We start from the raw sequence: 13,772 nt of genomic DNA, 5'->3' as shown, positions 1-13,772 counted from the left end.
TTTTGATTAAAACCTGAAGATAGCATCAGCAACTTGACAAACGTCCTTTAGCTCACGCACATCGTGAACGCGGAGAATATCAGCACCACCTGCGATCGCGGCACTACAGGCGGCGGCTGTGCCCCACACTCGCTCTTTCGGGCTGGGTTGGTTTAGGATGTGCCCAATAAAGCTTTTGCGCGATGCTCCTACCAAAAGGGGGCACGTTAGAGAACGCAACTCAGGCAAGCGACGCAAGATTTCTAAATTTTGCTGATAGGTTTTAGCAAAGCCGATGCCTGGATCGATCGCAATACTTGCACGGTCAACACCACAGGCGATCGCAGCCTCAAGGCGTGCGTTCAAAAAGGCACGGATGTCCTCAACTACGTCGCCATACTCTGTGAGTTGCTGCATGGTTTGAGGCGTACCGCGCAGATGCATCAAGATCAGGGGCACATTCAGGGCTGCAACGGCTGGTAACATGTCAGCATCATAGGTTGCGCCAGAAATATCGTTCACAATATCTGCACCCGCCGCGATCGCCGCTTGAGCAACCGCTGCCCGTGTCGTATCAATTGAAAGGGGAATATCTGTTTCTTGCCGTATCTGCTCAATAATAGGCACTACACGATGAAGCTCTTCGTCGAGCGAAACCTCAACCGCATTCGGTCGTGTGGACTGTCCACCAACATCGAGAATATCTGCACCAGCGGCTACAAGGGTACGCGCGTGGACGATCGCTGTTTCCAGACTGTTGAATAAACCGCCATCACTGAAACTATCCGGTGTCACGTTGAGTACACCCATCAAATAGGTGCGATCGCCCCAGTCAAAAGAACGAGATCTGATTGTCCAGGGTAAAAGTGGTGAAACTGTTGGAGACATCCTGAGTCGTTTCAATTCATCCTTAGGACTTACGCATTTGCCCCCAAACCTCCAATGCTGGGGGCTTTAATTAGCTCGGTTCCCCCAGCATTGGGGGCTAGGGGGCGAAAGATAATCGCTTTTGCGTAAGTCCTAATCCTGTGTTGCATCAGGCTGAATGCTCTATGAAAACCTTTGACTATGAAAATCTCTGACTGTAAAAATCTTTGTGGGAACGAGCGACACGCTTAAGCGACACTTTAAAATCAGGAAGGGCACCGACGACTGACCGTGTTTCGTCTCGGTGCCCTTGCTGGTTCGCTCCTCACACACTTAAGACTATAGCTGAAGGCAACCTGTTTGTCTACGCCTTTATTGAGCAAGAAAATCTATATAAGCGCGTTCTAGCATTGACAGTTCTTGATGGTGCGGGCAGGCAGCCGCCTAGAGTTCTGCGGCAGGGTACAGCTTAAGTCCATCATGCAAAAGCAGGTGCAAAACGCGCTGAGTAATCATTAGTAATCCTAATCTCACTACGACGATAGCGGCATCTTCAGGCCTGCCTCCGTATAGAGGATAAGCACGATGAAACGCTTGAAAAGCATGTGCAACGAGTTGTGTCGATCGCAGCACGGATGACTGGGTACGAGGGCGGGATGCATCGAACAGATGATCGTGGGCATCCAGCAATTGAGCAATTAAAGCGCGATCGACCGGATAGAGGACGTTCAGTTCCTCGGTGTGTTTGAGCCAGGGAACCGTTGCTGGGCTGCGAAACTGCCAGTCTTGTGGCGATGCTGCCAGTCGGTCTAAGTGAATGAGTGCCTCATAGTGGGCAAGGCGTAAAAGTGAGCAACAACGGGCGTGGGCGTGCTGTGCGTCAAACACGGCTGGGGATTGCAGCATGCGTTGCCGCTCGGCTTCACCTAATGGAATGGTTGGCAATGGGGGCAGCGGTTGTGCGTGGGCAAGCCGTAAGTTCAGCCAGGTGGCGATCGCGCGATCGCCTACCTCAAACTGAATAAACCCGGTAGCCGTAGCGTCGATGCCTATCTCTTGGAACAATGCCTCTTGGAACGATGCGTCTGGATCCTTTGCTAAAGCGTGCCGCAGAGTATCGACCAGTTGAGCCGCGATCGTTGATGCTTGATCGGGAGAGGTGGCAAGTTGGTGCGCGATCGCGCAAGCGTAACGCAAGGACGTAGCATTTCCGACACGCTTGATCGGTATGGCTTGAGCCGTCAAAGCACTTGCTCCATGCTCCTTGCAGGTAGAGGAAGCATCGTTAGCTGTTGTAACTGCCTGGGATGCTTTCCACAAGTCGATCGCATGATGCAGTCTTATTCGTAACAGTGATAGCATTGCAAAAGCTGGCCTATTTTGTGCCAGTTCTGATCAAGCTTTGTTCCTTAAAGTCGCCACTATTCGCATCTGACGGTTCTGTAGACTGTTGAACACTTAAATTGAGCGCGTTGATACGTTGCTTTGTTAGAGGTACTGTTCGTCACAGAAACGTCTTCACTACGGCAACGCTAAAGCTAGCGTGATTAGTTTAATTAATGTATCTAATGTACTTGCTACGATCATGAGAGAGATGTGAAGGTAAACTAAATCATACCGTTCTGTCGTAGTGCTCAGATCTCAGCTTAAGGATTAGAGTCTGGCGTTCTAGTCGCAGTGAGTGCTTTTCATGTTTTCCCTGCTGTCCCTAGCAAATCCTATAGCCTCCAGCCTATGTACTCAGTAACATCTAATTCAGAGGCATCTCGTCCTTTCCTAACCTGGCAACGAATTATTGATTGGTCTCAGGAGCATTACCGTGTTCGCACGTTTGCTAAAGACGAAAAGCTGCCCACTAGACCTGGGCTTGTCTATTTGGTTCAACGTGGTGCTGTTCGCTTAGTCGGTAGCGCACAGGTGAATGCTACTGGCAGCAGTTCATCGCGTTTGCCACGCATTAGCCCCGAAGAAGCTTTCTTAGGATTTGTTGGCGCAGGGCAACCCTTTGAAATTGTGGCTCAGTCGCCCTTTACCCTGCAAAGTTATGCCCACGTCGATCAGACCTCTGTGCTTTGGATGTACTGGCATGATTTGGATAACTGGCCCCATTTTCGTCGAGAGGTTTTGGATGCGTTTCGCTACCAGCATCAGCGTAAGCTTCTCTGGCTCAGCACACTAGGGCAGCGGCGAACGATCGATCGCTTACTTGGTTTTCTGACGCTGCTCATCGAAGAGTATGGCGAACCAACGGAGCAAGGCTATTGCTTGCCATTTCCACTCACCCACGCTCAGATTGGTAGCGCGATCGGCTCTACCCGTGTCACCGTGACTCGTCTCATGGGTAAACTTCGCCAGCGTGGCATGATTCGTACCCAGGGAGACAACTTGCTTTGTATTCCAACAGACTCAACGCTGACTCGTACCTGACGCGCGATTGATGCGTTTGGGAATGCTCTGGATTGTACGGTCTTCAGGTTGCGCCTTCTGTATTCATGGCAGTCAGAAGCGCTTGTTGACTGACAGCTTGGTAAACGGTTTTAAGGTATGCTGCTGTTGCCTGAGTTTCAGCTTGCGCGATCGCGGCCTCTGCATTGGCTTCAATCTTCAGCAGTATGGGTCCAAGCACATCCAGCACTGTCTCGCTGCTGGGTGGAGGCGCGATGACAACCAGCGACGACTCAAGCTGCTCTGAGTAGTCCCAGAAGCGATCAATAGCTAAAGGCGCGGTAGTTTGGCTTTGCTCGGTCGCTCTTGAGGTGGTTAGGCTTTCATCCTGAGTGCTGCCGTTGTCTGCATTGCCTGCGCTTCGAATCTGGCGTAACGCTTCGATGATTTGTTCTTTTGTGCGCCCCCTGAGCTGAAACAGTACAAAGGGATCTTCGCTAAAGCGATCGCCCAACAAATAATACACAGCCCCAATGTGCTTACACGGGTTTGCTGGATCGGGGCAGGAACATTTGCTGTGAATATCAAACTTGGTAAACGGAAACAGACTCAACCCGTTTGCAGTAAAGACCTCTTCAATGTTTTGGGGCATCTCCCCCGCCAGCAACTTTGCTGAAAAAATCGCCTGTTGCGCCATCGATTCAATGACATAGCTCCATTGATCATCCCCAAACGGGTCAAGCGAAAGAGACACCTTATAAGGGTCTGGTGCCGTGCCTTGCACTCTAGCCGTAACTTTTGAACCTTTAAAGTCAATATTGAGGACGTTGCCTTCGCGAGCATACGTGCGAGCACGTGCCAAGCGCCGTACCCAGCCGAAGGATTCCAACACGTCAATCCAGCGCTGTGCCCACCATTCGCGGTTTGGTTGAGAGTAGGGGTCGGACATGGAAAGGGTAAAGGATGAGGGATGAAGGATAAGGGATAGAGGCGATCGCAGGAAGGCTTAGAGAGTCTCTGGATCAATGTTGAGTTCGCGCAATTTAGCGGCCAAGCGATCGGTACGTTGAGACTCTTGATCGGCGCGCTGCTGGGATGACAAAGCGGCCTCAGTCGGGGAGGGAACCAGTTGACCCTCAGGCGTGGAGTACCGTAATTTATCATTGTAAAGGCCCAGAAACAATTGTAGCTGTTGGCTCCAAAGCTGCCCCTGAGCATTGGGCTGAAGCGATTAATATTGACCGCTCACCAGTGAGAAGCCTGCAAATTCCAGGCTATCGGGATCGAACCAAAAGTAATCGTAGATTTTAAGTACATTCTGATAAAGCTGTTTTTTTAAGCCTCGATCGACCGCTGCTTTACTTTCTGAAAGCACTTCAATAATGACGTTAGGTGTTTTACTGTCTTCTTTCAACGGTGGCTCGTCGCTGTATAAATCGCAGGGTGGCAGCAGCACGTCTGCGTCTGGTAAAGCAATGACTGGCTCTTGAACAGAAGACATGACAAACACCTGGTCTACTGCCGATGTTTATTAGCGTAGCAAACTTAATTAGCGTAGCAAACTTAGGGGAGGGGGAAGGAGTGAGGAATGAGGAGTGATATCGATTTAAAGAATGACGGTTACAGATCAATCGGTGGGTAGGGGCAAGGCAATGCCTTGCCCCTACAGGATGTGTCGTATTTTCAATTCAAATTGGTATGAGGGGCGAAGGAGAGTTTTGAGTTTTGAGGTGATTAAGCGGTTAGCGCTCAGCTATCAGCCGTCAGCGTAGAGGTTTTGAGTTGCGAATTGCCCCCCTGCCTCCTCTGCTTCCCCTGCCTCCTGCTTCCCTTGCTTCCCTTGCTCCTCCTGCCTCCCCTGCTTCCTCTGCTTCCCTGCCTTCTTATAGAACTGCCTCAATTCGCAAAATAAAGACGCTCTTTTTGCTTGGGTGAGCCTGCTTCGTAATAGCCCTTGAGCCAGGAATCATCGGGTTTGAGGAACACCGATCGCGCCTCGTTGGGTGCTGCATTTTGGAGAGTGGTGACGTAGCGGGCGTAGTAGTGGTTAAACAGCCGCATGAATTCGCCTAGATAAATATCGGCCACGCGTCGATCGCCCCGGATGACCAGCATATTTTCGTCGTTGTTTTTGGTCGAAGCATCGCTGAAGTTGGCGGAACCTGTGATGACGATCGGATCGTCACTCAGGGGATCAATCAGCATGTACTTGGTATGAATGTACCGAACATGGGTGTTGAGATTAGTCGTCTTTTCTTGCAAGAAGCGATCGAAGGTACCGCCTTTTTTGACCGCACCGACGGCAATGCGTGTATCTGGATCGCGTCGTAGCGTTTCAATGTTGCCGCCTTCTTTCTCTAGCAATACGTAGCGCAGGTAATCATTATCCTTGGCTAAGACCGCTGCTAGCAGATCATTGACACCAAAGGCAGCGGTGAGAAACACCGCCGTATGGGTTGCTTCCATGCGATCGACGTACCACTCCAGTGCTTTCAGCGAAGGACGGGGACTGAAGATAGTCGTTGTTCCCGCTAGTGGTACGTCGGTTGGAACAGGCGTGTGTTGTTCATTGAAGGGACGGAGTTTGGCTGCCGTCGGATCGTGGCTCAGTTGCTCCCAATAGTCGAGGTAACTGGCTGCAACTGCCGGATCACGCACAATATGGCCTACGTTGGAATGCCCAAAAATACCGCCATCTGTAATGTTGGTGGAGCCTGTCCAAACTTGAATGGGCTCACCGTCTTTGAGCAATACAATGAATTTGTTGTGAGCGATGTAACTGGGGTTGGTTTCGCGAGGAAGGGTAAGGGATTCAATTTTGGCAGTGGCGATCGCCTCCCGGTTGGCCTGATTGGGATAGTTCTGTCCGTTCGGCTTGGCATCGAAAATGATTTTAACGGCGGCTCCCGTTTTTTGAGCAGTTTCAAAAGCCTCCAGCACAGGCAAGTACTGAAACTCATACAGCGCTGCCCGCAATTCGTACTGGCTTCCCTGCGCCTGCTTGATAAATGCCAGCAGTGCTTCCACTAGTCCACGCGATAGCCATGCCCACGCTCGACCTTTGGGCACCTTGTCAGGTGGCAAATTGTTGAACTTGCGGGCATACGCCTGCGAACCTGCCACACCCCGATTAAAGTACACCGTATGACTGCCCACGGCCTCGTCTTCTGTGGCAATTCTGACGGTTACCGTTTCGCCTTGTGCTAGCTTTTTGGGTTTGCCGCGCAGCGCGACCACGCGATACGTGTAGTCATGGTTCGGCTTGGCGGTAAAATCGCCCCAGAGAAACGCTTGAATGGGATGTTCCAATGTTGAAACAAGGCTGCCCGGAGGCAAGCTAGGATCGGTTTCTTCAAAGGTACGGAAGCCTTTGAGCCAGTAGCGTTCATCTTCGGTGTGGTCAATGCGCTCGATCGCAAACCCCAGCGCCCCGGCACTACTCGCTTCTGCCAGATCAATACCGAGAAGGACAACATAGGAGCCTGCGATCGCCTGGACAGCGATCGCGCCATTGGTCTCTTTTTTTCGCATGGCTTTTATAGAGAGGGTTGGTCACATGGCCCATTACGGTCATTGTCGGGCGTAGCATCGGGGTAAAACGTGCGAATCGCGCCCGCTTTTTTGACGAACACAGCCTGATATGGGGTGGTACCTGGTATTGCGACTGTCAGCAAACAGCCCCTGGATTCACTGGACGTAGACTTAAACAGTTTGAACCCGCGTGTGCCTTCCAGTAGCGTTTCTTGGGCATTGAGGGTGTAGGGGTAGCCTTTGACAGGATTGTCTGCAATCACTCGATTGTTTTGCACGATCGCGACCCCAAAGGTGTAGATTTCTCCATCGACCACTTCTTGCGTTGCCTTTCTGCCATTGCCAGCGCGAAGAATGCGGCCTGCCATGCCCTTTTGCTGCAACTCCAGATAGCGACCGACAAAATGCAACCCACCGATGCTCTTGCCATCCTTTTCTCCGCAGAAAATGTGCTTAAAGCCCTTCTGCTCAAACCAAATGGCGGTTAAATCATCTAAAAACTCGTTGTCGGAACGACGATTGGGTTTCAGTTCACCGTCAGTCACCTGTTTGAGCTTGCGAACCACATCGGGGTAAAACGTCATTAATTGCCGAAACTTGCTGCTACTCACAGGTGCATCAAACTCGGCTCCGCATAAGGCTAGAATGCGTTGATCGAACTCTTCCAACGCGGGTGGCGGTGGCGAAATATCCTTCTGAGCATTTGGGGGAAAATCTACTGCAACAGGATTATTTTCTGTATCAAAAAACGGTAGTAGAGATGAGTTGGCCTGGTTGGTGGTTTCTGGAGTTGGCGATGCAACGGGCGACACGGTTGGTGTTACTGTGCTGCCGTCGCTGGCCTGAAACTCACCACAGGTTGCACGCACCCAGCGTCGATCGGGTGTTGCTCCAGGCACCTCTAACCGCACAAACTGTCGTTGTGGTGTATTAAAGCCTTCAGCCGTATAGAGAACGCCCACGGTTAAATTGACGTTGCCGGGATTTCTACCGTTGATGGCTTGAGTCGCTGGGCAAGCTTGAGTCGCTGTAAAAGTACCAGCGGGCGGTACCTGGGCCTGAGTATTTTTGACGAGCCAAACGGTTGTTAGCCCGATCGCTAACCCTGTGAATCCGATCGTCACTCGATTGGAGAAAAAAGTCATGGGGCAACTTCTGATGCAGGACTGGACGCAAAACTGGTATGAGCACATCACTACATCAGGTCATAGCACTAGTTACGGCAGTTGGTAGAAAAATTTACGTTGGTAATGCGGGAGCCATAACGACTTCTTAATCTAAAACCACCAGACGAAGAAAATTTGTTTAACCTCGATTCATCAACCACAAGGCCCTCTTTAACATCCCTTAATTTTCGTTTTATTTCTTAATCTTTTGTTGATGCTAAAAAGGTTGTTGAGTTGATAGCCCTAATGGTTTACAGGATGGGTTCGCGATCGGGTACCCAAATGGACGGTGGGTTTCCTGCGTCAACAGCTTGCTTCCTGTAGGGTCTGCTAAGCCTTGACAGCTTTTAGCTCTGAGCCATCCCCTTTAAAACAGCCTCTAAAACGACTAGCCGCGTAGAACCTATGCGAGTTTTGGAACGGCTGGAACTGTTCTAAGTGTTTAGCAGTCATACTGCTGTACCTGGAAAGACAAGCTTCTTATTAGCATTAATCTAGTGTTTGAAATTGTGTCAATCGATGTATAGTGTCTTAACTCTAAATTACTTTTTTCTATCATTAGATAGAGGGAAAAATCCGTGACTAGTCTTGTAGGAAAAAGAGCTAAAGACCCATACTTCTATGCTTAGTAAGAAGTGATTTTTTGTTGAGCTTATCTCTTAAAAATACGTTCGTTAAGGGCATCGATTGGTATGCTGTTAAGCGATCGAATCGTTCTTGCCTCTCATACGTTTACGCACACAGGGTTACTTATATGACAGCGTTTGTACCATTTCGCCTCGCATCTCTAGCCGCCGCTTTAGGCATCGCCTCAGTGAGCCTATTGCCTCTTACAAAGAATGCGATCGCGGCGGTCTTTAGCGCCAAAGAGGTTGATCAAAGCAGATTTGTTGTGGTTGCATCGCCGTTTAATGCCAGTGACTATCAACTGCTCATTCTGGAGCAAATTTCTGATCAGCGCCCTTGCTGGAGCGAGAGCGGCTCTAATCCCACAATTGTCGATCCACTCCTGCTGAAGTTCGACTTTACAGGCGTTTGCGGACGCAGTACAGACAGCAATGGCTATTCTGTCCGCATGGCGAATCGAGACTTTGGGCTGCTGCTGCAACTCAGCCTTGTCAAACAAGCTAATGACTTGGTTCTGATTGCCTCCCCTAACCTGGCCGATCGTGATGCGCTTCGCATTGAGGTCGGGAGAGCAAATGGGCTGCCTCCTGCTGGGCAGTTCATCAAAATTAACTTGTCTCCTGGTTGGCGCTTAACCAAACGAACTGATGGTCAAAAGGAGTTGGGGATGGTTTACCTGACCAACGATGCAGCACCCCCCAGCATTCAACTAACGGCATTTGTCGATACTCAGTCCAATTGGGCCAAGAATTATATTGATGCGCTGGCTGCTCAAAAAATCATTAGCGGTTTTGAAGATGGCACCTTTCGCCCAGATGACCCTGTGACGCGCGTTCAGTTTGCCGCGATCGTGAGCAAAGCCTTTGCGTCGTTATCTGCCCAGCGTGAAAGTCTCACGTTTAAGGATATCCAACCCAGCTTCTGGGGGGCTGAGGCCATTCAAACGGCCTATCAAAAAGGCTTTATGTCAGGCTACCCAGATACCACCTTTAAACCGAATCAACAAATTCCTCGCTTGGAAGCGCTGGTTTCGCTGGCTAGTGGGCTAAAGCTTAGCAGCACCAGCACCGATTCGCTATCGTTTTATCAAGATGCGGCGCAAATTCCTGATTGGGCCAGTGGGGCGATCGCGGCGGCAACCGATCGTCGGCTAGTAATCAATTACCCACGCGTGAAAATTTTAAACCCAACCCGCCCAGCTACAAGGGCTGAGGTCGCTGCTTTTGTTTATCAGGCATTGGTAGATGCTGGACAACTGCCAGCCATTCCATCGCCCTATGTTGTGGTTAGCGATTCTCAAGCACCCTCACCCTCATCCACTCCATCGCCAACGCCATCCCCTTCTCTGATACCTTCTCCGAGTCCGACTCCGACTCCAACCCCATCGCCAAGTCCGACGCCAATACCCTCCCCGACCCCAACGCCAACCCCATCGCCGACCCCAACCCCAACTCCCACGCCAGAACCAACTCCGACCCCATCACCGACTCCGCTGCCTTCTCCGACCCCAACACCTTCGCCATCGCCGAATAACGGTTCCTTTGTCGTCCCTACAGCGCCTGTTAACCCGTAGCATTTGCTATTTACTCAAGATCTTCAAAGTCTCTGCCCTTTTGCAAAAGATTGCTGAGGACACCGCCTGCTACCGCTCCGGCAAAAGGACTGACCATCAAGTAAAAAATGCCTTCGTATCCGACTGGATGACCAGACCTTGAGGCTGACGACATCATTGAAAGAACTAGTATTGGGCCTGCGATGAAGCCTCCAGCCAGTCCTAGTAAGGTGAGCAGAACCGACGACCCCTGCTTTTTCGCCATACCAATCTGTCCCTAATGAAAAAGCCCGATCGCTGGTATCGAGTAATATTTTGACCAGAAATGCCTTTGCCTACCGCACGGCTGGCTTTGTTGAATATTCCCAATCAAGCTGAATAAAACACTTTGCTGCAAAATAAACCGCTGTCCCCGAACTAATATCTCCTTCAGTTAAGGTGAGTGAACGACATCAATACCAACCTTATGACTGAACCAATCTCCTTAAGCGATCGCTTTCTGAACAGCGGAAGTTTCTGCCATTAACGGTGGAATCTTTCTGAAGAGACATGCTCCTCGTTGGTTTTCTGCGTATGCTGACGATCAATCTTCTGCCGCGATCGCCCTACCTGTCATGACCATAGAAAGTGTGATTTCACCCAGTGCTTCAGCACAACCGATGTCTGCCACGTTAGCGATCGTGGGTATGAGCGAACCGATCGTTTTGCGTTATTTTGAAACACTTAACCAAGGGGATTTTGAGGCCACGGGTCAGCTTTTTGCGACTGATGGAGCCATGCAGCCGCCTTTCGAACGGCCTGTGGTGGGAGCAGACGCGATCGTAGCTTTTCTACAAACCGAAGCAAAAGATTTTACGCTTCAACCGCAGCAGGGTGTTGTGCAATTACTAAACGACGGCTGTAAGGAAGTGAACGTGACAGGTAAGGTGCAAACGCCGCTTTTTTCAGTTAATGTCTCCTGGCAGTTTATTCTGAATACTGAAAACAAGCTTCTGCTGGCAAAGATCAAGCTTTTGGCATCGCCGCAAGAATTGCTTCGCCTGCGTGGTTGATACCCTTTTCGGCTTCGATCAACGATGACAACCAGGCTTTTGCTGACCTCGTTTGATATTTGGAAGCCCCACCACCGTTCAAACGCTTCAGATGATCTACTGAATGTCTTGCTTGAACAAAATTTGCTAGCGTCTTTAGCGGCAGAAATTACACTGCTGCGAAAGTTGCCCGTTGATTTTCAGCTAGCGCCTCAACACGTCACTGCTCAGATAGAGACCTTGCAGCCTGATGTCGTTATTTGCTGTGGTATGGCAGAGCGACGATCGCACCTCACTGTTGAAGCGAATGGCAAGCATCAGGCAACCGTATTGAGAACGACTGTTGATGTCGATCGTCTAGTTGAAGGGTTAGCCATGACTCACGTTAGCCATGATGCAGGAGCGTTTGTTTGTAACGCTCTTTATTATTCGGTCTTGCAATACATAGCCGATCGTTCTTTGGCCTGTCAGTGCCTCTTTGTCCACGTTCCTATTTTGAACGCGGTAAATCATCGGCTGATTGTGAAAGATTTCTTAGCAATTTTGCAATGGCTTTAATCTATTCTCCAGGCAAGATCTGCCTAATAGCAGACGACAATGAGAGGCAAAAAAACTAAGCTGTGAGCGCTTAAGAGATCACAGTATGGAGTCAATTGCTATGACCAGAGATCCAGACGAACAAGCGAATTTGGAGCGCCGACGCGAACTGTTACGTGAGGAAGAAGCCTTTCGGTTGCAGCAAGAGCAGGGGCGATTAGAAGCGGCTAGAAAGAGCACAACGTTTGCGTGGATTATTAATGGTATTTCGTTTTTAGTGGGGCTATTAGAAATTCTTTTAGTGTTGAGGTTTGTTCTACGCGTTGCTGGAGCGAACACTCAAAATACGTTTGCTCGGGTTATTTACGATATCTCAGACCCTTTTATTGCTCCGTTTTCTACCCTCTTTATTAGTCCTACAACCAGGGATGCTGGCAGTATTTTTGACCTGAATGTGCTGGTGGCGATCGTGGTTTACGCGCTCTTAGGCTGGATCGCCATTAGTCTCGTCCGGTTTCTTCAAGGACGGTAGCTTTCTGTTGATCATTTTGTTGCAGTAGAGAAGGCAAGGAGTGGCGGCGGCAGAAGGGCAGAAGCGATAGGGGCAGCAGAATTCCGCTACTATCACTACCGCTTGGCCCAAAGAATCTGTGTCATGCTAAGTGCTGGCGTAGTCTAACCACGACTGCGCTTTTGGCGTTCTTTACTACTTGCCTCTTTAGCCCATGACTTCCACTACAACACAGCCTACTGACCTGAACCCCTTTGTTGCTGAGCTAGCTGGGCTAGAAATCATTACCGACCTGATACAAATCGCCAAGCTGTCTCAGGATTACTACACCTTTAGCCCCATTCTGCAACCATTGCTAGGCGACAAACGAGGTGATTTAGTCGTGCGTCCAGCGAATGAAGCAGAGGTTGTGCAAGTCGCGGCTTCGTGTGTCAAACATAAGCTGCCGCTGACAGTACGGGGTGCTGGAACGGGTAATTACGGGCAGTGTGTTCCCCTTCAAGGGGGTGTCATTCTCGATCTTTCGCGGATGCAGGGCGTGAAGTGGATCAAGCCAGGGCTAGCGTGTGTGGAACCAGGCGTCAAGCTAGCTGCGCTCGACAAACAAGCCCGTACCAGTGGGTGGGAAATTCGGATGCTGCCATCGACGTATCGCACTGCGACGATCGGCGGTTTTATTGGCGGCGGTAGCGGCGGCATTGGCTCCATTACCTATGGGCAGATCCGCGATCGAGGCAATCTTCTCACTGTACGTGTCGTCACTATGGAAGACGAGCCTCGCATCATCGAGCTACGCGGTGACGATGTGTATAAAGTCGCCCATGCATATGGCACGAACGGCATTATTACCGAGTTGGAAATTCCGCTTGCGCCTGCCTATGCGTGGGCAGAGGCGATCGTCGCGTTTCCCGATTTCATGACAGCGGCTCGCTTTGGTCAAGCCTTCAGCGATAGCGATGGCATCATCAAAAAGCTCGTCTGCATCTGTGCTGATCCCATTCCTACTTATTTCGCAGCCTTCCGTCATGCCATTCCTGCTGGTAGTCATTGCGCGCTGGTGATGGTGGCAGACTCTGCACTGGAACCGTTTGCTGAATTGGTGAAGGCATACAACGGCACTATTTGTCTACAGAAGAGCGCTCAGGAGGCAAGCAAAGGCACCACGTTAGTGGAATATTCCTGGAACCACACGACCTTACACGCCCGCAGCGTCGATCCATCTCTCACCTATCTTCAAACCATGTTTCCACCCGATAAGGAACTGAAGCTGGTGGAGCATATGTATGAGCACTTTGGCGATGAAGTGATGATGCACCTGGAGTTTATTCGCATTGGTGGGGAAGCGGTTCCCGCCGCTTTGCAAATCGTCCGCTATACCACTCCAGAGAGACTGGCAGACATCATCCGCTACCACGAAGAAAAGGGTGCGTTTATTGCCAATCCTCACACCTATATATTGGAAGACGGTGGTCGCAAAACGGTGGATGTAGAGCAGTTGCGCTTTAAAGAAATGGTTGATCCGTATGGACTGCTGAATCCAGGTAAGATGCGGGGGTGGGAAGAAAGGATGAGGGGTGAGGGATGAG

13 protein-coding genes are annotated in these 13,772 nt (G+C 50.4%); 6 read left to right on the top strand and 7 right to left on the bottom strand.

Features of this window, described 5'->3' with window-relative positions:
- Positions 1-6: 6 nt before the first annotated feature.
- The gene (folP, locus tag AC5JLP_RS33025; protein ID WP_496072114.1) at positions 7-867 is read right to left on the bottom strand and encodes a dihydropteroate synthase; all 861 of its coding nucleotides are present in this window, start codon (positions 865-867) and stop codon (positions 7-9) included.
- A gap of 423 nt (positions 868-1,290) precedes the next feature.
- Positions 1,291-2,208, bottom strand: coding sequence for a hypothetical protein (locus AC5JLP_RS33020; protein WP_496072113.1), 918 nt, complete (start codon positions 2,206-2,208; stop codon positions 1,291-1,293).
- 372 nt (positions 2,209-2,580) lie between these two features.
- Between AC5JLP_RS33020 and AC5JLP_RS33015 the strand changes: the two genes are divergently transcribed.
- Positions 2,581-3,273, top strand: coding sequence for a Crp/Fnr family transcriptional regulator (locus tag AC5JLP_RS33015; protein WP_496072112.1), 693 nt, complete (start codon positions 2,581-2,583; stop codon positions 3,271-3,273).
- Between the two features lie 43 nt (positions 3,274-3,316).
- Here the strand turns inward: AC5JLP_RS33015 and AC5JLP_RS33010 are convergent, their stop codons facing one another.
- The 4 genes from AC5JLP_RS33010 to AC5JLP_RS32995 all read right to left on the bottom strand — a co-directional run bounded on the left by AC5JLP_RS33010 (position 3,317) and on the right by AC5JLP_RS32995 (position 7,907).
- Positions 3,317-4,180: an SWIM zinc finger family protein gene (locus tag AC5JLP_RS33010; RefSeq protein ID WP_496072111.1), complete on the bottom strand. Its 864-nt coding sequence runs from the start codon at positions 4,178-4,180 to the stop codon at positions 3,317-3,319.
- A gap of 282 nt (positions 4,181-4,462) precedes the next feature.
- Positions 4,463-4,732 carry a Uma2 family endonuclease gene (locus AC5JLP_RS33005; protein WP_496072110.1) on the bottom strand — a complete coding sequence of 90 codons (270 nt, stop codon included), beginning with the start codon at positions 4,730-4,732 and terminating at the stop codon, positions 4,463-4,465.
- Between the two features lie 395 nt (positions 4,733-5,127).
- A complete protein-coding gene (locus AC5JLP_RS33000; protein ID WP_496072109.1) occupies positions 5,128-6,762 on the bottom strand; it encodes a phospholipase D-like domain-containing protein in 1,635 nt (544 codons plus the stop codon).
- Positions 6,763-6,767: 5 nt separating this feature from the next.
- Complete coding sequence (locus AC5JLP_RS32995) at positions 6,768-7,907, bottom strand: EndoU domain-containing protein (protein ID WP_496072108.1); 1,140 nt, start codon at positions 7,905-7,907, stop codon at positions 6,768-6,770.
- Between the two features lie 775 nt (positions 7,908-8,682).
- Between AC5JLP_RS32995 and AC5JLP_RS32990 the strand changes: the two genes are divergently transcribed.
- Positions 8,683-10,128, top strand: a complete 1,446-nt coding sequence (locus tag AC5JLP_RS32990) for a DUF3747 domain-containing protein (RefSeq protein WP_496072107.1) — start codon at positions 8,683-8,685, stop codon at positions 10,126-10,128.
- A 10-nt stretch (positions 10,129-10,138) separates the two neighbouring features.
- Here AC5JLP_RS32990 and AC5JLP_RS32985 read toward each other — a convergent pair whose 3' ends face one another.
- A complete protein-coding gene (locus AC5JLP_RS32985) occupies positions 10,139-10,372 on the bottom strand; it encodes a hypothetical protein (protein WP_496072106.1) in 234 nt (77 codons plus the stop codon).
- Positions 10,373-10,721: 349 nt separating this feature from the next.
- On the opposite strand from AC5JLP_RS32985, the gene AC5JLP_RS32980 reads away from it, so the two are divergent.
- From AC5JLP_RS32980 to AC5JLP_RS32965, 4 genes are all read left to right on the top strand, one after another.
- Positions 10,722-11,159 (top strand): ketosteroid isomerase family protein, encoded by a 438-nt coding sequence (locus AC5JLP_RS32980; RefSeq protein WP_496072105.1) that lies wholly within the window; start codon positions 10,722-10,724, stop codon positions 11,157-11,159.
- 24 nt (positions 11,160-11,183) lie between these two features.
- The gene (locus tag AC5JLP_RS32975; protein ID WP_496072104.1) at positions 11,184-11,696 is read left to right on the top strand and encodes a pyroglutamyl-peptidase I family protein; all 513 of its coding nucleotides are present in this window, start codon (positions 11,184-11,186) and stop codon (positions 11,694-11,696) included.
- Between the two features lie 100 nt (positions 11,697-11,796).
- Positions 11,797-12,207 (top strand): YggT family protein, encoded by a 411-nt coding sequence (locus AC5JLP_RS32970; RefSeq protein WP_496072103.1) that lies wholly within the window; start codon positions 11,797-11,799, stop codon positions 12,205-12,207.
- A gap of 193 nt (positions 12,208-12,400) precedes the next feature.
- Positions 12,401-13,771 carry an FAD-binding oxidoreductase gene (locus AC5JLP_RS32965; protein ID WP_496072102.1) on the top strand — a complete coding sequence of 457 codons (1,371 nt, stop codon included), beginning with the start codon at positions 12,401-12,403 and terminating at the stop codon, positions 13,769-13,771.
- The last annotated feature ends 1 nt before the right edge of the window (position 13,772 follow it).

This window comes from Stenomitos rutilans, assembly GCF_059505485.1.
Note: the sequence above shows the minus strand (reverse complement) of the source record. Positions and strands in the feature narration are given on the sequence as shown.

What these genes read in the sequence shown, in the direction of transcription:
- AC5JLP_RS33005 (WP_496072110.1), bottom strand. Translation starts at nt 4,732, where the DNA reads ATGTCTTCTGTTCAAGAGCCAGTCATTGCTTTACCAGACGCAGACGTG.
- AC5JLP_RS32965 (WP_496072102.1), top strand. Translation starts at nt 12,401, where the DNA reads ATGACTTCCACTACAACACAGCCTACTGACCTGAACCCCTTTGTTGCT.
- AC5JLP_RS33010 (WP_496072111.1), bottom strand. Translation starts at nt 4,180, where the DNA reads ATGTCCGACCCCTACTCTCAACCAAACCGCGAATGGTGGGCACAGCGC.
- AC5JLP_RS32995 (WP_496072108.1), bottom strand. Translation starts at nt 7,907, where the DNA reads ATGACTTTTTTCTCCAATCGAGTGACGATCGGATTCACAGGGTTAGCG.
- AC5JLP_RS33000 (WP_496072109.1), bottom strand. Translation starts at nt 6,762, where the DNA reads ATGCGAAAAAAAGAGACCAATGGCGCGATCGCTGTCCAGGCGATCGCA.
- AC5JLP_RS32985 (WP_496072106.1), bottom strand. Translation starts at nt 10,372, where the DNA reads ATGGCGAAAAAGCAGGGGTCGTCGGTTCTGCTCACCTTACTAGGACTG.
- AC5JLP_RS32990 (WP_496072107.1), top strand. Translation starts at nt 8,683, where the DNA reads ATGACAGCGTTTGTACCATTTCGCCTCGCATCTCTAGCCGCCGCTTTA.
- AC5JLP_RS32980 (WP_496072105.1), top strand. Translation starts at nt 10,722, where the DNA reads ATGACCATAGAAAGTGTGATTTCACCCAGTGCTTCAGCACAACCGATG.
- AC5JLP_RS33015 (WP_496072112.1), top strand. Translation starts at nt 2,581, where the DNA reads ATGTACTCAGTAACATCTAATTCAGAGGCATCTCGTCCTTTCCTAACC.
- AC5JLP_RS33020 (WP_496072113.1), bottom strand. Translation starts at nt 2,208, where the DNA reads ATGCTATCACTGTTACGAATAAGACTGCATCATGCGATCGACTTGTGG.
- AC5JLP_RS32970 (WP_496072103.1), top strand. Translation starts at nt 11,797, where the DNA reads ATGACCAGAGATCCAGACGAACAAGCGAATTTGGAGCGCCGACGCGAA.
- folP (WP_496072114.1), bottom strand. Translation starts at nt 867, where the DNA reads ATGTCTCCAACAGTTTCACCACTTTTACCCTGGACAATCAGATCTCGT.
- AC5JLP_RS32975 (WP_496072104.1), top strand. Translation starts at nt 11,184, where the DNA reads ATGACAACCAGGCTTTTGCTGACCTCGTTTGATATTTGGAAGCCCCAC.